Source organism: Sphingobium sp. RAC03, assembly GCF_001713415.1.
Lineage (GTDB): Bacteria > Pseudomonadota > Alphaproteobacteria > Sphingomonadales > Sphingomonadaceae > Sphingobium.
In genome coordinates, this window is the sequence record NZ_CP016456.1 from 124,597 (window position 1) to 146,503 (window position 21,907).

Sequence of the window (21,907 nt, forward strand, 5' to 3'; positions counted from 1 at the left end):
TTGAGGGCACGTACCCAAGATCGAGGCCGCTGACATTTCATTCGATGGAGCGACCGGCTCGATGAAAAAACGTGTAAAGGGAAGTGCTCCACCGCTCTGCGTTATTGGGGCGATCTGGTTCGGCGCACCCGCACAGGCACAGGATCATGTCGTACTTGGGGCACGAGTTGCGGTGACGCCAACCTATCAAGGGTCTGACGACTACAGGGTGCTGCCGTTGCCCGCGATCGATATAAAGAAGGGGTGGTTCTTCGCGAACCTACGTAATGGCATTGGGATCGAGCCAATTGGCACCGGGGTGATATCGGCAGGTGTGAGTGCCGTATTTGTTCAGGGGTATCGGCGTCGCGACATTCCGACGGGAATTTCGAAACTTTCGGGTGGTCTGGGTGCTCGAGCACATATCAATCTGCGCTCCAGTGGTCCGACTGCCACCTTGGGCGTAACAAAAGTCATATCGGGCGGCACAGGCGGGATCATCGCCGATGCCAGCGTCTCCTATCCAATCCTCATCTCTTCGAAATTTTCCCTCACGCCGACCGTAGGAGCGACGTGGGCAGATCGGGCGCATAACGACCAGTATTTTGGCGTAGACAAAGTCGAAGCATCTGCTTCGGGGCTTCCCCCTTTCTCTACAGGGGCGGGGTTCAAGGACATTTCGGGCACACTCACGGCGACCTATCGATTGACCGATCGGATCGCATTGAGCGCAACCAGCGGTGTGACCACCTTGCTCAACAAAGTGAGCGAAAGCGCCTTGGTTCGCTGCGCGACTCAGTCCTTTGGGACGGTCGCGCTTACTTACCGCCACTAACAACTTAATCCGACTGTTCGTCAGCTTTCTCCATCCTGTACGAATGAGGGTTGAAATTCTCAAGGTTGGCAGACTACGCCGCTTGTCTTTGGCGTCACTAACAATCCTCGATCGCCAATTTTCTCGGCCTTTGCAACCAAAGGAAACGCCACTCGGCAGCGCACCGCTGTGGCGGCGCACTTCCGTCCTTTTTGACCCGTCGCTCAGCCGACCAAATGTCATTGCCGTTCTACCGTGATTGGGGCATGGTCAGTCTTGGCGGGCAGACCTTCTGAACGAGGGTTGGCCATGAAGTCTGACATATCTCAATATTCGGTAGGCCCGGCGAGTGCTGTGGATGCAGATCGAATCTACCCGAAGGACCGCCGGACAGACCGGCTCTTGCGGAAACCTGATGTCACCGCAAGAACCGGGATGTCCGTCTCAGCTATCTATAGGTTAGAAACAGCCGGTCGCTTCCCTCGCCGCCGCCGTATCGGATTGCGCTCTGTCGCCTGGTACGAAAGCGATATCGACGAATTTATTGCTGATCCTTCAGCCTACCGTTCAGATACCGGCTGACCACTTCATGTGCCGGATCGAGCCCTCGGGTGATGAGGTCAGCCCAAATCTGAATAAGCGTGGCCCGCGGTTTGCGATAGCGGGATCGGTTATAAGACCATTCTGATGCCGACACCCCCGCAGGAACATGGGCAAGGACCATATCGATCACCATTCGATCTCCATCACGTTCAAGCTCGGCCGCTCGTTCGTTCATGATGGTTGAGAATGACGATCGCCAGCCATGGGGCACCATCACATTCTTGTACCGTCCGCCTGCCATGCGTTTGTACATTGTGCTCAAAGCAGCATCGGACATAGACTCACGCCATGTTTTGGAGCTTGGAAAAAGCAGTGCGAGACCGCCCGTCAATGGCCGCAGTGCTCGAAGCACCTCCACCGCCTGATGTGACAGCGGCACGTCATGACCGAAAGCTGGATTGCCTTTGTCCTCGACGTCGAGCTTCATACGGCTTGCAGGGATGCGCCAAATCGGTCCATTTGGAACTGCATCGGGGTTGTCCCAGTCGATGCCCTCGAACTCGCTCCAGAGGGCGGTCCTCAAAACTCCCACTCGCACGAGAGTCAGAGCCAGAAGCCGGGAGGCAAGCTTGACGTTGAGGCCCGAGGTAGATCGATCGACGACTTTCTGAAATTCGAGAACCTCGGCCACCTGTGTCAGTGCTGGCTGCTTCGATCCGCGACGTGCCGGCTTGAGGGCATCCTTGATTTCGTCGATTTCTAGCAGGATCGCGTGATCGACGAGTCCTTCTCCTTTCGCGCGACGGAAGACACTCCTAACATAGCCCCGAACGCGCTTGGCGGTTTCGATGGATCCCCTGGCTTCAATTTTTCGAAGAGCCCGCAGGATGAGCGCGCTTTCGATCTGACCGATAGGAAGATTTCCGAACAAGGGATAGAGGTCGCGCTCGAATCGATTGCGAACCCGTTTGGCGTTCGAACTCGACCAGACCGGCTCTTGGTCCACCAGCCATTCCTCTGCCAGCTTTCTGAACGTGACCTTCGCAGCCTCGATCCGGGCAATCTTGGCCTTCTGTTTCTCTAGCGCCGGATCCTTGCCTTCCGAGACGAGCTTGCGCGCCTCATAATGGGCCTCCCGTGCTGCGACGAGCCCCACCTCGGGGTAGCGGCCAAGGGCGAGCGTCTTTTCCTTCGGCCCTATCCGATATCGGTAGCGCCAGAATTTTCCGCCGGCCGTAGTGACGTAGAGAAAGAGCCCTTGAGAATCGGCAAGGCGATAATCGCTGGCCTGAGGCTTGGCATTCTTAATTTCGACGATGGTAAGCGACATGTGATTATACCCACAAATCGGCCCGCCATGCCCGCAATTATGCCCACAGATTCACTGAACTGTCCTGGTCTGTTATGACCTGTCCTGAACAGCAAAACGCTAAATAAACCCCTTATTTCAGGGGTTTATTATAGCATTTGAACTGTATTGAAAGCAATCCATGGTGGGCCCGGCAGGAATCGAACCCGCAACCTAGCCGTTATGAGCGGCCAGCTCTAACCGTTGAGCTACAGGCCCCACCTGAACGCGGGATTAGGCAGCATCAGGCGGCTTGGCAAGCCTCTGCGCGCATCGGAATAGCAGCCAGCAATTGATTCAGGCTCGCCGGGCGAACCCCGCGATGCGCCAGATGGTTCAACACGGCGTCCCACCACCGGTAAAAGGCAGTCCGATCCGCCTCGTCGCGCACATAGGGCGTATGGCCAGGCTCCAGCGTGGGCGAGTGAAAGCTGAAATTGAGCAATGGCACGCCTTCTTCCATCAAGGCGTCGATGGCCATCATCGCCTCCTGCGCGGACACCCCTTCCGGCGTCAGCGGCACGCGGCTCAGCAATCGCGCCCGCGCCATCGCGCCCGCCAATGGCCCCATCGTCTGCGCCGCACGATACAGCCGCTCCCCCGCCCCCCGCAACAACCCGACGAAAGCGGTCGAAAGCGGCAATTCCACCAACGTCCGGTTCGGCCCCGCCCAATAGGGTGTCAACGGCATCCCGCGAAAATCCGGGCCATGCTGGCCGCTATAATCAAACCGGCTTCGTACCGAACTGTCGAGCCGAAACCCTGCTGCTTCCAACAGGCGCGCACTGTTCGGACCGACGCCATAGCGCCCAGCCCGATAAGCGATCGGTCGCTGTCCGAATCGCTGTTCGATTCGGCGGCAGAGCGCTTCCAGCTTGGCCAGTTCGACCGCTTCGGGCAGCGAACCGGCATAGCTGTTGGCGGCCGTCACCTCCTCGACATGCGGCGGATTGACCCAGGGATGAAGATGCGCGCCGATGTCGGCCGCACCGTCGCTCGCCCATTGGCCCATCATCGCGGCCGCCGCATCGCAATCGACCACTGGATAGTCGGTGACATAGACGGGCTTCACCCCAGCGTCCGCAAAATAGCCTTGGCCCCGCGCCATGCCGGCCAATGCCGTGACGCCATGCCCCGTCCGGCTGAACGGCGCGTTCCAGTCGAATTCCTCTTCGGTATCGACGAACAGCATGAAGCGCGTGCCGAAATCCGGCGTCAGCGCAATCCGGTCCTGAGGTTGCGGTGAATCCAGCAGGTTACCGTCGAAGGGATGAGCGTTCATGCCCTTCGCTTTACCAGCCAATGGTTGCCATAGGGTTTCCCCTGCCCTGATCGATCAGCCGAGGTCGGCCGCATCGTCAGCCATCGCCGCCGCCGGAATCGCCAGCAGCAGCCGACCCGGTTCGATCTCCAGGCTGCCGTTGCAACTTGCGGCCAGACTGCGGATCAACCGCAGGGAAAAGCCCAGGCCCAGCAGCGGCCCATCGGCCCAATCGCCATCGGCCCCATAGCCGGGATCGAGCAGTTGCCCTTCGTCCAGCCCGGTCAGGCTCGACGGCCGATCGATCGCCAGCACCACGCGCCCCGCGCCGCCATCGGGCTGAAACCAGCAGGCACCGGTCACCGTTTCCCCCGCAGGTGCGACGGAGATCAGCGTGCGTAACAGATGCTGCACCATGCGTTCGCCCTGCACCGGGTCTATCCGCACTGGCGGCAAGGCGGGGGCGATAGCGATGTCGATGGCCGATCCCCCCGCTATCGCCTGATCATCGAACCGGGCCGCAATCTGGGTCACCAGCTGGTCGGGGTCCATCAGTTCAGGCGCGCTCGAACCATCGCCACGCGATACGCGGGCGGCAAGGTCCAGATCGTCGAACGCGGCCAGCAAATGCCGGGCATCGACGGCGATCTTGCCCGCCATGTCGCGATATTCGACCCCGGCCGCGCCAAATAATTCCTGCTCGATAATCTCGGCAAAGCCCAGGATCGCGTTCAGGGGTGTGCGCAGTTCGTGGACCAACTGCCGCAGGGAATCGGAGGACAGACCGCTAATGGCGGCCTGTTCGGGCTGGGCCGCAACTTCGTGCAGATAGGGTCGCCGCGCCTGTCCGCGATAGCCCTGAAAACGGCCGGAACGCGGATCGAAAAAGGGGGTAGCGGACAAACGCCATTCGCCGTCCATCCGTCCACCAACGATGGTGAAGCGGCCGTTTTGAAAACCGCTACGCCGGGCAAAAGCACCCGCGACATGTCCATCCGGCCCGCTTCCGCCATCCAGCGCCACGTCCCCCAATGACAGCCCGATCAGCGCGGCGCGTGGACCTTGGTCAACCCACAGCAGAATGCCCGATGCGTCCGTTTCAAACGCGAATTGGCGCGGCGCTTCGATGGCATGGGCGTCTTCGGGTGCGGAGGCGACGCCGATGGGTCGGCGCGTGCTGGTGAAATGCGCGATCCGATCGACCAGATTGCGGATCTGGTCCTGATCCTGCGCGGGTGGACGCAGCGGCGTGACGACCGCCGATGGCTGCGGCGCCACCGGTTCCGCCTCCATCTCCTGGGTCAACAGCATATCGGCCTCACCGACCATGTCCTGCCGTTCGGTGGTCAGAACCAAATCGACCGAGCCGAAGGCTTCCAGCGCCTTGCGCGCCAGCGGGCCGACATCCCGGCGTCCGCGCAAGATCCCCCGTGCGGTCGGGGTCAGCCGGGGTAGCAGTTCCGCCCAAGTCGCATCGGGCAATTGCGCCCGCGCCATCGCCGCTGCCGCAATCGCGGGGCGGTCCTTGGCAAAGAATACGACCAGGCTGGCAGACCGGAGCCGTCGCCCAAGTTCCACGACCGTCGCGATCCGCTGCGTTTCGGATATGGCAGGGCGTAACCCTTCCAGCCGGTCGAGCAACATGTCCCGGTCCGATGCCGCCATGGGCACACGGTCGGCACGATCATGCTGCGCCATCAGGTCGACACATTGGCGCCAGGATGTCACCGCACCCAGTCCCGCACGGTCATCCGCCGCCAGCACTGTTTGCATGAGATCGTTAAAACGCACCGAAAATCCTCATCATCCGCGTCGCGCGGTCCATTGGACCTATCGTTAGGCGTTCCTCCCCGCAAGGGAAAGGACGGGACGCAGCGCGATCAAAAAGGATCGTCGCATAGTGGGACAATTGCATTGCTCTGAAACATTATTATGATGGGTGCTTCGAACAAGACAGGAAATAAGCACAATAATGGCCGGGCCGAATATCGACGACATCGACTTGCAGATCCTTGGAGAGCTGCAGGAGGATGGCAGGATGACCAATGTGGAGCTGGCGCGCAAAGTCGGTTTGACCGCTCCGCCCTGCCTGCGCCGCGTCCGCGCGCTGGAGGAGGCCGGGGCCATCACCTCCTATCATGCGGTGGTCGATCCCGGCATGCTGGGCTACACCATCACCGTGTTCGCCATGGTCAGCCTCAAGAGCCAGGCCGAGGCCGACCTGATGGCGTTTCAGGACCATATCGCCTTGCTGCCCGAAGTGCGCGAATGCCATATGCTGAATGGCGAGATCGACTTCATCCTGAAGGTCGTTGCCAAGGATTTGCAGAGCTTCCAGCAATTTCTGACATCGAAACTGACGCCCGCGCCCAATGTCGTGAGCGTCAAGACCTCGCTGACGATCCGCACGTCGAAAAATCTGCCGGGGGTGCCGCTGCCGGTCTGACCCGGCAGCGCGCGATCAAGCCGCTTTGCGGCTCTGCTGTTCCACCCATACCGACCAGAAGCCGGCGACACTCGCCCAATCCCCGGTCGCCTGTCCAAGCGCGGCCTGCGCGCCCGGCAGATCGCCCGAACGGGCAAGCGCAACGCCCAGCCGCGCATTGATGCGCCCGGCATCGACACCGCCCTTGGTGAGCGCGATACGATAATGTTCCACCGCCTGGGGATACTGGCCCAGCGCGAAATAGCTGTCGGCCAGCGAGGCCGCATCCTTGCCGCTCGATGCGTTGGCGGCTTTCTTGGCCAGCACGGGCAGGCCAGCAATTTCCTTGGTCGCCTTGGGTGTGACGCTGGTCAGCAACTTGCTGGTGGTTGCCTGTGTCGGCGTCAGCTTGCCGCCCTTGCGCCCCGCTTCGATAATCGCCTTGGCTTCGGCATAATAGCCCGCCTTTTCGGCCAATTGCGCATAGGACTGATAATCCCGCTCGCTCGCCATCGCGCCATTTGCAGCTTGCAGACGATAGAGGTCCAGTTGCAATTGCGGCTCGACGTCACCGGCCGCCAGATAATTGGTCAGCGCCGAGCGCCATTCTTCCTTGTCGCCCGCCTGCCCCAGACGATCGCGATAGAGTTGGCCCACTTCGGCCCAATCGCGCGCCTGATAGGCCATCGACAAGGCGCGATCCGTCCAGGCGATCGGAACGGGCTGCCCCGACGCGCGCTGCTGGGCGATAGCCTCCTGCACGAAACGACGCGCATCCTTGGGCTTGTTACGGCGCAGCGCTATGTCGGCGCGCAACATGGTGGCATCGACCCCGGCATAGCCGAGCGTCTTGGCATAATCGAGTTGTGCGGTGGCATCGTCATAATTGCCGACCTGATAGGACAGATAGGCGGCGACAAAGCGCAAACGCGGGGCAGCCGTTGCAGGCAAAGCGCTGGTCTTGAACAGATCGGTCAACGCGATGCGCTGCGCCTGCACATCCGCCCGCATCACTGCCAGCTGATATCGCAAACTGGCCGTCGCATAGGATTCGAAATCATTGGTCGGGACCAGCGCACCAATGCGCGCGCTGGCGGTGCTCACATCGCGCGCCTTGACGGCGGCATCAGCCGACTGCAGCGCGGCGCGAAACGTGTCGGACATGGTGATGGGCGGTCCTGCCACAACCAGCTTCTTCTTCGCCATGGCAGGTGCTGCGACCAATAGGGTAGCCGTCAGGGCCACCGACAGGCCGGAGGTCAAAATAGTCAATCGCCGCATGGCCTTACAGGCCTCCCCACATGCACTGCCGGGATGATCCCCGGCCTCAATCCCGTCTATGCATCAAGCCGGATCGGCGCGCCACCCCAAGAGATGGCGCGCCCGTCGGTCAGGCGCCCTTGCTGCCCAGATAGGCCAGCCACAGACCGGCGATCTGCTTGCGCGCGCCACCCTGCACGGCTTCGAAAGCGGCCTTGGCTGCGGCATTGTCGCCCGCCTTCATCTTGGCGATGCCCATGCGGGTGTTGACTTCGTCGGCATCGACGCCGCCCTTTTCCTTGGCGAGTTCGAACATCGATGCCGCCTTGGCATAGTCGCCATAGCCAAGATACGCGTCGGCTGTGGCCGCCGCGATCTTGCCATTGGCAGCCTTGCGAGCATCGGCTTCCGCCGCGCCCAGCGTGCTCTTGTCACCCGCGATGCGGCCGGTCGCGGTCTGATAGAGATCAGCGCCCTGCGTGGCGTTCAGCACATTCTTGGAACGGCCCAGGTCGATCGAGGACTTCACCTCGCCATAGATGCCCGTCTTCGATGCCATTTCGGCAAATTCCAGATAGTCACCGGCGACGACCAAACCGTCCGACGCTGCCAAGAGACGCAATACGTCCAGATTTTCGCGGTTGGTGATGTTCGGGTTGGCGCGCTGGAACAGGCGTACCAGCGTCCGCAAATTGGTCCCGCTGGGTTCAGCCTGATAGGCCATCTTCGCCCATTCGGTAACGTCCGGCAGCTTGGCGGCTTCGGCCCGGCCGACGCCGATCTGATACCATTGCGCTGGCACCTGCTGGCCCGATGCCTTCATGGCTTCAGCGGCCGCCTTGAGCGCAGCCAGGCCCTGGACATTGAAGCCACGGGCCGGTTCTGCCGAGGCGTTGGTCGTGCCTGCCTTACCGAAATAAGCCTGCGCCAGGGTCGGGTTGACGCTTTCCGACTTCGCGCCAGCGGCCAGCGCCGCCTGAGCGCGCTGGATGGCGAGGTCGTAATTCTTGGCATCAAGTGCCTGGTTCGCGGCGATCGAGTTGAACTGCCCGGCCTGTTCCGGTGGCGTCAAACCACTGTCCAGCATCTGGGTCAGCGCTTCGCTCTGCATCGCCGCATCCTTGGACGCGATCGACGTGTTCAGCTTGATGGCACCGATCTGATATTTGTCATCGTTCGACACGGCCTTGCTGTCGGCTTCCGCCAGCGCAGCCTTGGCACCGGCAAAATCCTGCGCCTCGGCGGCCTTCTGCGCGGTCTGCAGCGACTTGATGACGTCGGGCGTGACGTTCAGCTTGGGACCAGTTGCCTTTTCTTCCTTCTTGTCCTTCTTGGCGGCGAAAGCAGGCGCCGAAACGGCGCCGCCGGTTACGGCCAGAGCCAATACGAGCGCGAACGGGGTAACAAAACGCATAATCCTCATCTCCTATGCACGCCTGGCCGATGGCTAGAGGCGCGTTTTGGGGTTGAACGCCGATTAGGGGTCAGCGCGTGAATGGGCATTGAACAAGCCTATATCGGCTGATTTTGCAACTGTCATGCCCGCAGCTTCGTTCCAGCAAGGTCAATGCGATAGCAGCCCGGCTTGTTGATCCCCCGCGCGAGCGCGTGTCTGCGCGCGAGGGGTGACAGATTTGTTTCGCTCGGCTAGAGATCGCGGGACACAGCCAACATCATCGAAAAAAGAGAATCGCATTGACCGACGAGACTGTCCTCGCCGACCCTTCGGACATCAGCCCCGTCTCCATCGTCGAGGAGATGAAGACCAGCTATCTCGACTATGCGATGTCCGTCATCGTTTCTCGTGCCCTGCCGGACGTGCGCGACGGGTTGAAGCCGGTCCATCGCCGCATTCTCTTTTCCGCCCAGGAATCGGGCTTTCTCTACAACCGCCCCTATCGCAAGTCCGCCCGCCTCGTCGGCGAGGTGATGGGTAAATATCACCCGCATGGCGATAGTTCGATTTACGACGCCTTGGCGCGGATGACGCAGGACTGGTCGATGCGCGTGCCGCTGATCGACGGTCAGGGCAATTTCGGCTCGATGGACCCCGATCCGCCAGCCGCCATGCGCTACACCGAAGCGCGGTTGGCCAAGGTGGCCGGCGCGCTGCTGGAGGATCTCGACAAGGATACCGTCGATTTCACGCCCAACTATGACGCATCGGAACATGAACCGCAGGTTCTGCCAGCGCGCTTCCCCAATCTGCTCGTCAATGGCGCGGGCGGCATTGCCGTCGGCATGGCGACCAACATCCCGCCCCATAATCTCGGCGAAGTGCTGCGCGCCTGCCTTGCCTATATCGACAATCCCGGCATCACCACCGATGAACTGATCGCCATTGTTCCCGGTCCCGATTTTCCCACCGCTCCGCTGATCCTGGGCCAGTCGGGCGCGAAGTCGGCCTATCATACCGGCCGCGGCTCGATCATGATGCGCTCGCGCTATGTGATCGAGGAAGGGCGCGGTGATCGCCAGTCGATCGTCCTGACCGCGATCCCCTATCAGGTCGGCAAGAACGGCCTCGTCGAGAAGATCGCCGAAGCCGCCAAGGAAAAGCGGATCGAAGGCATTAGCGACATCCGCGACGAATCCAGCCGCGAAGGCGTGCGGATCGTGATGGACCTCAAGCGCGACGCTACGCCCGAAGTCGTGTTGAACCAATTGTGGCGCAACACGCCTGCCCAATCGAGCTTCCCCGCCAACATGCTCGCCATTCGCGGCGGTCGCCCCGAATTGCTGGGCCTGCGCGAGATCATCGATGCCTTCATCAAATTCCGCGAAGAGGTCATCACCCGCCGCACCAAGTTCGAGCTGAACAAGGCGCGCGAACGGGCGCACATCTTGCTCGGCCTGGTCGTTGCGGTCACCAATCTCGATGAGATGGTCAAGATCATCCGCGGTTCGTCCAGCCCTGCCGAAGCTCGTGAAAAGCTGCTGGCCCGTGAATGGCCGATCAGCGAGATCGCCCATTATATCCGCCTGGTCGAAGCCATCGACACCGAGATTTCGGGTGAAGTCTACAAACTGTCCGAAGTGCAGGTTCGTGCCATCCTCGACCTGCGCCTCCATCGTTTGACCGCGCTGGGTCGCGACGAAATCGGCAAGGAACTGGCCGGCCTCGCCGAAGCCATCGCCGAGTATCTCGCCATCCTGGGCGACCGGGTGAAGCTCTACGCCGTGATGCGCGAAGAACTGGAAGCGATAGAACGCGAATTCGCGACCCCGCGCCTGTCCGAGATAACCGCCGCCGCAGACGGCATCGATGACGAAGACCTGATCGAACGCGAGGAGATGGTCGTCACCGTCACCGTGCAGGGCTATATCAAGCGCACCCCGCTTGAGAGTTTCCGGGCGCAGGCACGCGGCGGCAAGGGCCGGTCGGGCATGGCGACCAAGGATGAGGATGCGATCACCGAATTGTTCGTGACCTCGACCCACACGCCGGTCCTCTTCTTCTCGACCGCGGGCAAGGTCTATCGCATGAAGGTCTGGCGCCTGCCCGAAGGTGGTCCGGCTACGCGCGGGCGGCCGATGGTCAACCTGCTGCCGCTGGCCGCCGGGGAAACCATCCAGACCGTCCTGCCTTTGCCGGAGGATGAGGAAAGCTGGAAGTATCTGCACGTCATGTTCGCAACGGCGAACGGCACCGTGCGCCGCAACAGCATGGACGCCTTCGCCAACGTGCCGAGCAACGGCAAACTCGCCATGCGCTTTGATGAAGGCAGCGACGATCGGCTGATCGGCGTCGCGCTTCTTTCCGAAGAGGATGACGTCCTGCTCGCCACCCGTCAGGGCAAGGCGATCCGCTTCGCCTCGACCGATGTCCGCGAATTCCAGAGCCGCACGTCGACCGGTGTGCGCGGCATGACGCTCAAGGGCGATGACGAAGTCATCTCCCTCTCCATCCTCCACCGCTCCGGCGCCGATCAGGAGCAGCGTGAGGAATATCTGCGCTTCGCCCCCTGGAAGCCGGAGAAGGAAGGCGAGATGGCCGATCAGGCGATGTTCGCCCTGATGCGTGAGCGGGAGCAGTTCATCCTGACTGTCTGCGCCAATGGCTATGGCAAATTGTCGTCCGCCTATGACTATCGCCGTACCGGGCGCGGCGGTCAGGGTATCACCAATATCGACAATATCGGCCGCAACGGACCCGTGGTTGCCAGCTTCGCGGCGACCCAGGGCGACCAGTTGATGCTGGTCACCGATCAGGCCAAGCTCATCCGCATGGGGCTGGACAGCCTGCGCGTCATCGGCCGCAATTCGGCGGGCGTGCGCCTGTTCGACGTCGCCAAGGACGAGCATGTCGTCAGCGCCGCCAAGATCGAGGAAGCCGACGAGGCGCCGGAGGCAGAAGAGGCGTGAGCGACCTCTTCGCGTATAAGATATTGACCGCCGAGCAATATGATCAGTTCAAGGCCGATGGCGTCTTCAAAGGCGCGCCGGTCGACCTGGCCGATGGCTATATCCATCTGTCGACCCGCGATCAGGCCGCCGAAACGGTCGCCAAGCATTTCGCCGGACAGGACCGCCTGGTCATGGTGATGGTCGACCTCGCCCCCTTTGGCGAGGCGATCCGCTGGGAGGAGTCGCGCGGCGGTGCGCTCTTCCCGCATCTCTATGCCGACCTGCCGATCAGTGCGGTAGCGGGCAAGGTCGTGCTGCGCATCGGCGACGATGGGAAGCATTCCTTTCCCGCAGGCTTTTAGCGCGCGACCCGCGCCATCCGCGCTACCTTCCCGCGCTGCATCCAATAGTCCCATCCGCCCCAGCGGATATGGTTGGACATCACTGCCGCTACTTGAACGATCAGATGCGCCCAGCTGACAGCAAAGGGCGCGATAGCATCCCACCAGAGCGAGCGCGCGGCGCGTTTCGCCTGGTCCGGCTCCAGCACCGCACCGATGATCCGCCGCCGTACCACTGCCCTGCCCCAGGCCGCGGCATAGCCGATCGCGATCGCTCCTGAGCCGCCCCAGCCCAGCGCCCACACCCATGCGCCGGACTGCACCGCAATTACCACAGTCGCCAGCGCCCACATGCCCATATTGTTGGTCGCGATATGCCGATATTGCCGCACCCCAAAACCGAGCAGGTCGCCCCCACGTCCGTCAAGCGGACTCGCGACCAGCAGATCGCGCACCGGCCGCAGTCGCAGTTTCGCGCGCCAGCCGGCGAGGCCAATCGCCATATCGTCGGACAGTCGCCCGGCCAGCACCGCATCCAGGTCCAGTCGCTCCGCCACCGTGCGGGACAGCGCCATTGCCCCACCCCAGGGCATGGTCGCACTCGCGGCACGCGGCAGCGTCGCCAATTGCATCTCGACCGCTCCGACCATGGCGGCCATCAATCCTCGCCCCGGTAGCAACAGTCGATAGCCCGTCACGATGTCCGCCTTGTCGCGCACCAGCGGAAAGAGCAGCCGACCGACCAGCCGCGGGGGCGGTTCGATATCGGCGTCGATAAAGACCAGCCATCGGTCATCGGGTCGCAAAGCTCGCAGGGCAGCGCGGAGTTTATGGACCTTCTGCCCCTCGTCCGTTGCCACACCGGCATGCACGACCTGCACACCCTCGCTGACCAGCGCCTCCGCAGCAGGGCAAGCCCCCGATGTCGCGATCAGCAAACGAAACGGCGCGCTTTGCGCCGCCAGCCGCGCCATCAACGCCGCACCGCCATCCCAATCGTCCCGCACGCTCAGGATCACGACTACCCCATCGGGCCTTTCCTCGCGGCGCTCGACCGGCAGATGCCGCCAATAATTGACGACCCCCAGCAGCGTCAGTCCCTGAAGGACAATCCAGACCCAGATCATGACCGCCGCGCACCTCTTTACCGTCTCGCCGCCTGCTGTATGACGGCAGGCTTATGCTCTCCAACCCCTTTCTTTTTTCCCTGATGCGCGTGCTGCCCGCTCGCTCGGCCTCCTGGCTTGGCGGATGGCTGTCCGTCCATGTCGCGCGCCCGCGCATGAAGCTGCGCGATGCCCGTGCCCGCGCCAATCTTGCGCTGCTCCGCCCTGATCTGGACGAGGCCGCGCGGGAAGCGATGCTCACCCGCCGCTGGCGCAACATCGGGCGAACGCTGGCCGAACTCGCCAATGTCGATCGACTCGTGAATGATGCTCATGTCGAAGTCGTCGATCGCGCAGGCTATCAAGCCGTGCTGGACGGGCCGCGCCCGTTGCTCGCTTTGTCGCTGCATCTGGGCAATTGGGATTTGCTGGGCGCGCATGGCAAGGCGCTGACCGACCGACCGGGCCTCGGCGTCTATGCGCCGCCGCGCGACGAACGGACGGCGGCGCAACTGCAAAAGGCGCGGCAAAGCTATATGGGCGAAACCATCACCGGCGATGGCGCGGCGCGGCGCATATTGAAGCATCTGACCAGCCATCCGCGCGCCAGCCTCTATATCCTGCTCGATGAACGGCGCGATTTTCAGGTTTGGTTTCCCAAATTGGGTCGTACCCTTCCACCGTCAGGTAATCTGTCCGTGGCGCTGCGGTTGGGGCGCAAGGTCAATGCCCGCTTCCTGCCCTTTTATCTTGAGCGGACGAACGGACCCCATTTCCAGCTGCACTGGCACCCGCCGCTGGACCCGCAGACGATGAGCGACGAAGAGATTGTTGCGGCGGCCGACGCCTTTCTGGGACAGGCCTGTATTGCCCACGCCGACGAATGGCTGGCGCTGCACGATATGGACCTGACGCAGCCGGGCCATGCGCCCACTGCCCCACCGGTCATGTGACTTGGGCGCACTTGCCCGCTAAAGCCCCTGCATGTCCCGACTCGCGATCAAAATCTGCGGCCTTTCCACGCCCGACACCGTTGGCGCGGCCGTGCGCGCGGGAGCGAGCCATATCGGCTTCGTCCACTTCGCCAAAAGTCCGCGCCATGTCGACGCGGCCCAGATCGCCGCGCTGGCCGCCATCGCGCCTGCGGACATGGAAAAGGTCGGCGTCATAGTCGATCCCACTGACGATCTGCTGGTCGAACTGACCAGCGGCGGCGCGCTCACCGCGCTGCAACTCCATGGCAAGGAAAGCCCGCAACGCGCCGCCGCCATCCGCCAGCGCTTCGGCCTGCCCGTCTGGAAGGCGATCTCGGTCAAGACCCGTGCCGACATCGATGCCGCGACCGCCTATGTCGGCGCCGTCGATCTGCTGCTGTTCGATGCCAAGACGCCCGACGGCGCGGCCTTGCCCGGTGGCATGGGGCTGCGCTTCGACTGGACGCTGCTGCGTGGCCTTTCGATCCCGGTGCCCTGGGGCCTGTCGGGCGGATTGTCGGCCGACAATGCGGCCGAAGCCGTCCGCATCACCGACGCCCCGCTGATCGACGTATCTTCCGGCGTGGAAAGCGCGCCCGGCATCAAGAGTGTGGACAAGATCATGGCCTTCTGCAAAGCGGTATCCGCATGTTGACGCTCATCGCTCCTGTCGAGCGCATCGGGATACGATGGCGCTGATCGCTTCTCCCCTGATCGAAGCGAACCGCCCTTCATGCCTGAAAGATTGAAATCATGACCGACACGATTACCTTGCCCAACAGCCTGCGATCGCAGCCCGACGCCAATGGCCATTTCGGCGCCTTTGGTGGCCGCTATGTCGCCGAAACGCTGATGCCGCTGATCCTGGACCTCGAAAAAGTGTATCGAGCGGCCAAGGACGACCCGGCGTTCGAGGAGGAGTATGACCATCTCCTCAAACATTATGTCGGCCGCCCCAATCCGCTTTATTATGCCAACCGCCTGACCGAAGCGCTGCGCGCCAATGCGCCGACGGGCAAGGGCGCGAAAATCTATCTGAAGCGCGAGGAGTTGAACCACACCGGCGCGCACAAGATCAACAATTGCATCGGCCAGGCGCTGCTCGCCCGCCGCATGGGCAAGAAGAAGGTCATCGCGGAAACCGGTGCTGGCCAGCATGGCGTCGCCACCGCGACCGTCGCCGCGCTGTTCGGCATGGAATGCAAGATCTTCATGGGCGCCAAGGATGTGGAGCGCCAGCGCCCCAACGTCTTCCGCATGAAGCTGCTGGGGGCCGAGGTCATTCCGGTCACCTCCGGGTCGGCGACGCTCAAGGATTCGATGAACGACGCGCTGCGCCATTGGGTGTCGAATGTGCATGACACATTCTACATCATCGGCACGGCGGCGGGTCCGCACCCCTATCCTGAAATGGTACGCGATTTTCAGTCGATCATCGGCAAGGAAACTCGCGCCCAGATCATGGAAGCCGAAGGTCGCTTGCCTGACATGCTGGTCGCCCCGGTCGGCGGCGGCTCCAACGCCATCGGCATGTTCCACCCCTTCCTGGACGACCCCGACGTTGCCATGATCGGCGTGGAAGCGGCGGGCGAAGGCCTCACGGGCAAGCACGCGGCGTCGTTGGCCGGGGGCGCGTCGGGCATCCTCCACGGCAATCGTACCTATCTACTGCAGGACGAAGACGGCCAGATTACCGAAGCGCACAGCATTTCGGCGGGGTTGGATTATCCCGGCATCGGCCCGGAGCATAGCTGGTTGCATGAGATCGGCCGCGTGAAATATATGCCCATCACGGACGATGAAGCGCTTGCGAGCTTCCAGAAGCTCTCCGCGCTGGAAGGCATCATCCCCGCGCTCGAATCTGCCCATGCCATCGCCGCCGCCGAGCAGGTCGCGCCGACCATGGATGCGGACAAGATCATCGTCATCAACCTGTCCGGCCGGGGCGACAAGGACATCTTCACCGTCGCCGAAGCGCTGGGAGTGGAAATGTGAGCATGACTGACCGCCTCTCTACCCGCTTCGCCACCTGCAAGGCCCAAGGCCGTGCCGCGCTGATCACTTTCGTCACAGCCGGTGATCCCGATGTCGCAACGACGCCTGCCATCCTCGACGCGCTGGTCGCGGGGGGCGCGGACATCATCGAACTGGGCATGCCCTTTACCGATCCGATGGCCGATGGCCCGGCGATCGAACTGGCCAATCTGCGCAGCCTGGGGTCGGGCACCAAGACGAAGCATATCTTCGCGCTCGCCGCCGAGTTTCGCGCGCGTCACCCCGACACGCCGCTGGTGCTGATGGGCTATGCCAATCCGATGCTGGTGCGCGGGTCCGACTGGTTCGCTGACCAGTGCAAGGCCGCTGGCGTCGATGGCGTCATCTGCGTCGATGCGCCGCCAGAGGAAGATGCCGAGATCGGCCCGGCGCTGCGCGGCGCGGGCGTCCACCTCATACGCCTCGCCACGCCGACGACCGACACCGCGCGCCTGCCTGCGGTGCTTCAAGGCGCGAGCGGCTTCCTCTATTATGTCTCTGTGGCCGGGATCACCGGCAAGCAACAGGCGGCCCAGGCCAATATCGACATGGCCGTCAATCGCCTGAAGGCCGCCACCGACCTGCCGGTTGCGGTCGGCTTCGGCGTCCGCACGCCCGAACAGGCCGCCGCCATCGGCCGGATTGCTGACGGCGTCGTCGTCGGCTCGGCCATCGTCGATATCGTCGGCAGCCATGGCGATGCCGCTGCACCCTTCGTTCAGCAATTTGTCGCTGCCCTGTCCGGCGCGCTCACCCCCAAAATCCAAGAGACTGCTGCATGAGCTGGATCAACCGCGTCCGCAAGGCCATCCCCTTCATCGCCCGGAAGGAACAGAGTGCCGAGACATTATGGCATAAATGCCCATCCTGTTCGGAGATGCTGTTCATCAAGGAGTGGGAGGACAATCTCTCCGTCTGCCCGCGCTGCGACCATCATGGCCGCATCGGTCCAGCGGCACGGTTCGAGCAGATCCTCGATGCTGGTTTCATCCTGCTGCCGACTCCACAGGTGCAGGAAGACCCGCTCAAATTCCGCGACACCAAACGTTATCCCGATCGTATCCGCGCGGCACGCGCCGCGACCGGCGATCAGGATGCGCTGATCAACGCGCGCGGCGCGATCGACGATGTGCCGCTGGTTCTGGGCGTACAGAATTTCGCCTTCATGGGCGGCTCCATGGGCATGGGCGTGGGCGCGGCCTTCATCCAGGGCGTCAATGACGCCATCGCCCATCATTGCCCCTATGTCATCTTCACCGCCGCCGGCGGCGCACGCATGCAGGAAGGCATTTTGTCGCTGATGCAGATGCCCCGCTCCACCGTGGCGATCCAGAAGCTGCACGCGGCGGGCCTGCCCTATATCGTCGTGCTGACCGATCCGACCACCGGTGGCGTGACGGCGAGCTATGCGATGCTGGGCGACGTGCAGATCGCCGAACCCAATGCCCTGATCGGCTTTGCTGGCCAGCGCGTCATTGAAAGCACGATCCGCGAGAAGCTGCCCGAAGGGTTCCAGCGCGCCGAATATCTGCTCGACCATGGCATGATCGACATGGTGGTCCATCGTCATGAACTGCGCGATACGCTGGCGCGCGTGATCGGCTATCTTACGCCGCGCATCGCTGCCTGAACCAACGCGCCGGGGGGACGCGCCTATGGCCGATCATGCCGTTTCGGACGACCCGCAGGTTCAGGCGCAGCTTGACCGGCTCTGGTCGCTATCGCCGGGCGCCGACATATTGGGGCTGGAGCGCATCACCCAATTGATGACGCGGCTCGGCAATCCCCATCGCGCCCTGCCCCCGGTTTTCCATGTGGCGGGCACCAATGGCAAGGGGTCGACCTGCGCCTTCCTGCGCGCGGCGATGGAAGCGGATGGCAAGGCCGTCCATGTCTTCACCTCGCCGCATCTGGTGCGCTTCAACGAACGCATCCGCGTGTCGGGGCAGTTGATCAGCGACGAAGCGCTCGCCCGTTATCTGGCGCGCGTATTGGATATTGCCGAAGGAATCGGGGCCAGCTTCTTCGAAGTCACCACGGCAGCCGCGTTCCTGGCCTTCGCCGAACATCCCGCCGACGCCTGCATCATCGAAGTGGGCCTTGGCGGACGTCTCGACGCAACCAACATCATTACCGATCCGGTCGTCTGCGGCATTGCCCAGCTTGGTATCGATCATCAGGCCTTTTTGGGCGACACGCTGGCCCAGATCGCGGCGGAAAAGGCGGGGATCGCCAAGCCCGGCGCGCCGCTGGTGACGCAGCGCTACGCCGAGTCGCTCTTCCCGGTGATGATCGACGCCGTCGCCAAGGCGCGCACGACCTGGATCGCCCAAGGCGATGGCTGGGACGCGGCGGTCTATCGCGACCGGCTCCATTATCGCGATTATCAGGGTCGGATCGATGCGCCGCTGCCCCGCCTGGCTGGCGCGCATCAGGTCCAGAACGCGGCGCTGGCCTTTGCCATGCTGCGCCATCAAAACGCTGTCCCACTCTCCGACGCAGCGCTCAAGGCCGCGCCGCTCTGGGCGCATTGGCCCGCGCGACTCCAGCGGCTCGACCATGGCCCGCTGCTGGGGCTATTGCCCGCCGGTGCCACGGCCTGGCTCGATGGCGGGCATAATGCGGGCGCAGGCGAGGCGATCAGCGCCTTCTTCACGCCGGACCGGCTGGAAGGCCACAAGCTGCAGCTCGTTATCGGCATGCTGGCCAACAAGGATGTCGATGCCTTCCTCGCGCCCTTTGCCGGACGGATCGCCCATATCCACGCGCTGCCCGTCCCCGGTCATGATCATCATCCGGCGGAACGTTTCGCCGCGATCGCGGCACACTGGGGCATTGGCTGCACGGCGCATGCCGATGCGCAATGCGCTATCGCGGCCATAGCCGCGCTGGGCGATCCTGCGCCTAAGCTGCTGATCGGCGGCTCGCTCTATCTGGCGGGCGAAATTTTGCGACTAAATGCGCAACTGCCTGACTAATTATACTTGCGACTAACTCGCAATAGCGTAGTCTGCGGAAAGCAATCACCGCAGAAGGCGTATCATCATGGCTCATGGAGAGACCTCCCCCATCGATCTGCCCCGGCCCATGCCGACGGGCTATGGCAACCGGCTATTCCTGTTCGTCATGCGCCGCATGGCCAGCGCAGGCGTCAATGACGCCCATGCCGCCAACGCCATGCTGGGCGCGTTCGGGCGCAGCTATCGCCGCCCGTTAGTGCTGATGCGGGCCATGATGCTGGAACTCGCCCGCGCCTCCAGCCGCAAGATATTGGTCGCGCCCTGCTGCTGCGCGCGCATGACCGCGGATGAGGGGATGTTGATGCAGGCGACAGGCGAAGCGCTGCGTGACCCCAACGCCGCTTATGAGCAATTAAGCGACCTGCTCGGCAATGACCATGCATTGGGCGCGCTCACCTGCATGCAGGCGGTCGCGCAGGCGCATGCCGATCTGGGACGGCCGCTCGAACTCTATTCGGGCGGCTGAGCTGTGCGATCCGTCGCGGCCGTGCCGACGCTGGCGTCGATCAGCCCGGCGCGCATCATCAGCCAGAACAGCGCGATCCCCGGCATCGCCGCCAGGGTGGTGAACAGGTAGAAATCGACATAGCCGAACTGTTCGATCAGACCGCCCGCTGTCGTGCCCGTCAAAAACCGCCCGACGATGCTCGCCGCCGCCGAGATGAGCGCATATTGCGCAGCGGTGAAGCGCAGGTCGCACAAGGCCGAGAAATAGGCGACCACGGTGACGCCCCCGATCCCGCTCGCGAAATTCTCGAACCCGATCGCGCCCGCCATGCCCCAATTGCTTTTGCCCAGCGCCGCCAGTGCCGCGAAGCTGAGGTTGGACACGCCCATCAGGATCAGACTGAGCAGCACCGACCGCTTCATGCCGATCCGGGCATAGAGGATGCCGCCGATGAAGATGCCGATCAGATAGGCCCAGAAACCAATGCCGATGTCATAGATGGCGATTTCGTCATTGCTGTAGCCCATGTCGTCGAACAGCAGGCGGAATGTCAGATTGGCGAGCGTGTCGCCGATCTTGTGGAGCAGAATGAACAGCAGCACGAGCATCGCCCCGCGTCGGCGGAAAAATTCGAGCAGCGGTCCTGAAATGGATTGCCACAACTCGCTCGCGCCCCGGCGCGCCAGCGGATCGCGATGCCGTTCCGGCTCGCCCAGTAGCAGGCCGGTCAGCATGGCGGGCAACGCGAATATGGCGCAGGCCATATAGGCCCCCTGCCAGCCGATCCGCGCCGCCAGCACCAGTGCCAAGGCACCCGCCGCGACCGATCCGATCCGCCAGCCATATTGCGACATGCCCGACCCGACGCCCAATTGTTCGGGCTTCAACGTTTCGATGCGATAGGCATCGATCACGATATCGAACGTGGCCCCTGCCACCCCGACCAGAATCGCGGCATAAGCGGTTTGGATCAGACTGGCGGAGGGATCGACCAGCGCCAGATTGACGACCGCCGCCATGACCAGCAGTCCGGCAAAGACCAGCCAAGAGACGCGCTGGCCCAATCGGCCGAGCAGTGGCAAGCGGACGCCATCGACCAGCCAGGCCCAAAGCCATTTGAGATTATAGACGAGGAACGCGAGCGTGAAGGCGGTGACTGCCTTCTTGTCGATGCCGTCCTGCGCCAGCCGGGTCGTCAACGTCGCGCCGATCATGGCAAAGGGGAAGCCCGACGACACCCCAAGGAAAAAGGCCGCCAGCGGCGCTTTTTCCACATAGGGTTTCACGGCGTCGAGCCAGCTTTTGCGGCCCGCAATGGCGTCAGTCACTTCATTCCCCCGGTCTCGTCCTGTTGCGCGCCACCATATGGCCTCGCGCCGGGCTGGCAAGCGCTGCGTGGGGTCAGTTCGGCTCGAACAGGCTGAGGCCTACCGGCAAGCGTGGCGGACGTGCGCCGCGCAGCCGGGCGTCGATCACCCGGATCGCGGCGACCAGGTCGCGGGGGGCATAGGGTTTGGCAAGGCATCCGACCGCCAGTTCGCGGGCGTCGATCGGACAATGGCCGGTGACGAACAGCACCGGCAATCCCTTGGCATGGGCGTGGCGGGCGACATCGATGCCGCTCTTGGAGCCATGAAGCGCGACGTCGGCAATGACGAGATCCAATTCCCCGCCGTCGATCACCGCGACGGCATGGTCATAATCGTCGACCGTCGCGGCGATGCTGTATCCGGCCTGTTCCAGCGCATGTTCATTGTCGAACGCGACCAGCGGCTCATCCTCCACCACCAACACGGTGCGAATCGCCTTGCGGCGCGGGAGGCGCACGCTCCCGCTATTCAAAAGCCCGAAAAACATTTGCCAAGTCCGCCCTGTTTCCGCCATGCAACCGAACAAACGCCGCGCCCCCGCGCCGGGTTGCCGAAGCGGTGGGTTTTTACCCCCTCGCTCAAGCGCCGGGACGGCACATTTCAGCCTGTTGCTGGCTTATTGCCCATATGGGGAGAG

General features: G+C 62.9%; 20 protein-coding genes and 1 tRNA gene. 12 read left to right on the forward strand and 9 right to left on the reverse strand.

The genetic code is table 11. The features are described from left to right. Positions 1 to 61: 61 nt before the first annotated feature. Both BSY17_RS05205 and BSY17_RS21845 read left to right on the forward strand, forming a co-directional pair. Complete coding sequence (locus BSY17_RS05205; RefSeq protein WP_069064698.1) at positions 62 to 814, forward strand: MipA/OmpV family protein; 753 nt, start codon at positions 62 to 64, stop codon at positions 812 to 814. A 414-nt stretch (positions 815 to 1,228) separates the two neighbouring features. Then, positions 1,229 to 1,375: a helix-turn-helix transcriptional regulator gene (locus BSY17_RS21845; protein WP_237236581.1), complete on the forward strand. Its 147-nt coding sequence runs from the start codon at positions 1,229 to 1,231 to the stop codon at positions 1,373 to 1,375. On the opposite strand, the gene BSY17_RS05210 is transcribed toward BSY17_RS21845, so the two are convergent. The 4 genes from BSY17_RS05210 to BSY17_RS05225 all read right to left on the reverse strand — a co-directional run bounded on the left by BSY17_RS05210 (position 1,335) and on the right by BSY17_RS05225 (position 5,736). Next, a complete protein-coding gene (locus tag BSY17_RS05210) occupies positions 1,335 to 2,666 on the reverse strand; it encodes a tyrosine-type recombinase/integrase (RefSeq protein WP_069064699.1) in 1,332 nt (443 codons plus the stop codon). The genes BSY17_RS21845 and BSY17_RS05210 overlap by 41 nt on opposite strands. A gap of 161 nt (positions 2,667 to 2,827) precedes the next feature. Then, positions 2,828 to 2,903, reverse strand: a tRNA-Ile gene (locus BSY17_RS05215). Positions 2,904 to 2,928: 25 nt separating this feature from the next. Beyond that, a complete protein-coding gene (locus BSY17_RS05220) occupies positions 2,929 to 3,966 on the reverse strand; it encodes a polysaccharide deacetylase family protein (protein ID WP_069064700.1) in 1,038 nt (345 codons plus the stop codon). Between the two features lie 54 nt (positions 3,967 to 4,020). After that, positions 4,021 to 5,736: a sensor histidine kinase gene (locus BSY17_RS05225; protein ID WP_069064701.1), complete on the reverse strand. Its 1,716-nt coding sequence runs from the start codon at positions 5,734 to 5,736 to the stop codon at positions 4,021 to 4,023. A 181-nt stretch (positions 5,737 to 5,917) separates the two neighbouring features. On the opposite strand from BSY17_RS05225, the gene BSY17_RS05230 reads away from it, so the two are divergent. Further along, positions 5,918 to 6,391: an Lrp/AsnC family transcriptional regulator gene (locus BSY17_RS05230; protein WP_037473801.1), complete on the forward strand. Its 474-nt coding sequence runs from the start codon at positions 5,918 to 5,920 to the stop codon at positions 6,389 to 6,391. A gap of 15 nt (positions 6,392 to 6,406) precedes the next feature. Here BSY17_RS05230 and BSY17_RS05235 read toward each other — a convergent pair whose 3' ends face one another. Together BSY17_RS05235 and BSY17_RS05240 are read right to left on the reverse strand one after the other, a co-directional pair. Further along, positions 6,407 to 7,651, reverse strand: coding sequence for a tetratricopeptide repeat protein (locus BSY17_RS05235; RefSeq protein WP_069064702.1), 1,245 nt, complete (start codon positions 7,649 to 7,651; stop codon positions 6,407 to 6,409). Between the two features lie 109 nt (positions 7,652 to 7,760). Beyond that, positions 7,761 to 9,044, reverse strand: coding sequence for a hypothetical protein (locus BSY17_RS05240; protein ID WP_037473807.1), 1,284 nt, complete (start codon positions 9,042 to 9,044; stop codon positions 7,761 to 7,763). A 281-nt stretch (positions 9,045 to 9,325) separates the two neighbouring features. Here BSY17_RS05240 and gyrA point away from each other — a divergent pair, with 281 nt between their 5' ends. Continuing rightward, the gene (gyrA, locus tag BSY17_RS05245) at positions 9,326 to 11,995 is read left to right on the forward strand and encodes a DNA gyrase subunit A (protein WP_069064703.1); all 2,670 of its coding nucleotides are present in this window, start codon (positions 9,326 to 9,328) and stop codon (positions 11,993 to 11,995) included. Further along, the gene (locus BSY17_RS05250; RefSeq protein WP_069064704.1) at positions 11,992 to 12,339 is read left to right on the forward strand and encodes a DUF952 domain-containing protein; all 348 of its coding nucleotides are present in this window, start codon (positions 11,992 to 11,994) and stop codon (positions 12,337 to 12,339) included. Before gyrA ends, BSY17_RS05250 begins: the two co-directional genes overlap by 4 nt. On the opposite strand, the gene BSY17_RS05255 is transcribed toward BSY17_RS05250, so the two are convergent. Then, the gene (locus BSY17_RS05255; protein WP_069064705.1) at positions 12,336 to 13,445 is read right to left on the reverse strand and encodes a glycosyltransferase; all 1,110 of its coding nucleotides are present in this window, start codon (positions 13,443 to 13,445) and stop codon (positions 12,336 to 12,338) included. The genes BSY17_RS05250 and BSY17_RS05255 overlap by 4 nt on opposite strands. 53 nt (positions 13,446 to 13,498) lie before the next feature. Here BSY17_RS05255 and BSY17_RS05260 point away from each other — a divergent pair, with 53 nt between their 5' ends. The 7 genes from BSY17_RS05260 (at position 13,499) to BSY17_RS05290 (ending at position 19,918) form a co-directional block, all read left to right on the forward strand. Continuing rightward, entirely contained in the window at positions 13,499 to 14,377 is an 879-nt protein-coding gene (locus BSY17_RS05260) for a lysophospholipid acyltransferase family protein (protein ID WP_069064706.1), read from the forward strand. Between the two features lie 31 nt (positions 14,378 to 14,408). Then, complete coding sequence (locus BSY17_RS05265) at positions 14,409 to 15,053, forward strand: phosphoribosylanthranilate isomerase (RefSeq protein WP_069064707.1); 645 nt, start codon at positions 14,409 to 14,411, stop codon at positions 15,051 to 15,053. Positions 15,054 to 15,151: 98 nt separating this feature from the next. Beyond that, the gene (gene trpB, locus BSY17_RS05270) at positions 15,152 to 16,393 is read left to right on the forward strand and encodes a tryptophan synthase subunit beta (protein WP_069064708.1); all 1,242 of its coding nucleotides are present in this window, start codon (positions 15,152 to 15,154) and stop codon (positions 16,391 to 16,393) included. Between the two features lie 2 nt (positions 16,394 to 16,395). Continuing rightward, positions 16,396 to 17,214: a tryptophan synthase subunit alpha gene (gene trpA / locus BSY17_RS05275; protein WP_069064709.1), complete on the forward strand. Its 819-nt coding sequence runs from the start codon at positions 16,396 to 16,398 to the stop codon at positions 17,212 to 17,214. Further along, positions 17,211 to 18,062, forward strand: coding sequence for an acetyl-CoA carboxylase, carboxyltransferase subunit beta (accD, locus tag BSY17_RS05280; protein WP_069064710.1), 852 nt, complete (start codon positions 17,211 to 17,213; stop codon positions 18,060 to 18,062). Before trpA ends, accD begins: the two co-directional genes overlap by 4 nt. Before the next feature lie 25 nt (positions 18,063 to 18,087). Continuing rightward, positions 18,088 to 19,410: a bifunctional folylpolyglutamate synthase/dihydrofolate synthase gene (locus tag BSY17_RS05285; RefSeq protein WP_069064711.1), complete on the forward strand. Its 1,323-nt coding sequence runs from the start codon at positions 18,088 to 18,090 to the stop codon at positions 19,408 to 19,410. A gap of 67 nt (positions 19,411 to 19,477) precedes the next feature. Then, positions 19,478 to 19,918: a DUF6628 family protein gene (locus tag BSY17_RS05290; protein ID WP_069064712.1), complete on the forward strand. Its 441-nt coding sequence runs from the start codon at positions 19,478 to 19,480 to the stop codon at positions 19,916 to 19,918. Here the strand turns inward: BSY17_RS05290 and BSY17_RS05295 are convergent. Then, positions 19,903 to 21,228: an AmpG family muropeptide MFS transporter gene (locus tag BSY17_RS05295; protein ID WP_069064713.1), complete on the reverse strand. Its 1,326-nt coding sequence runs from the start codon at positions 21,226 to 21,228 to the stop codon at positions 19,903 to 19,905. The genes BSY17_RS05290 and BSY17_RS05295 overlap by 16 nt on opposite strands. 73 nt (positions 21,229 to 21,301) lie before the next feature. Next, positions 21,302 to 21,757 (reverse strand): response regulator, encoded by a 456-nt coding sequence (locus BSY17_RS05300; protein ID WP_069064714.1) that lies wholly within the window; start codon positions 21,755 to 21,757, stop codon positions 21,302 to 21,304. Between the last annotated feature and the right edge of the window lie 150 nt (positions 21,758 to 21,907).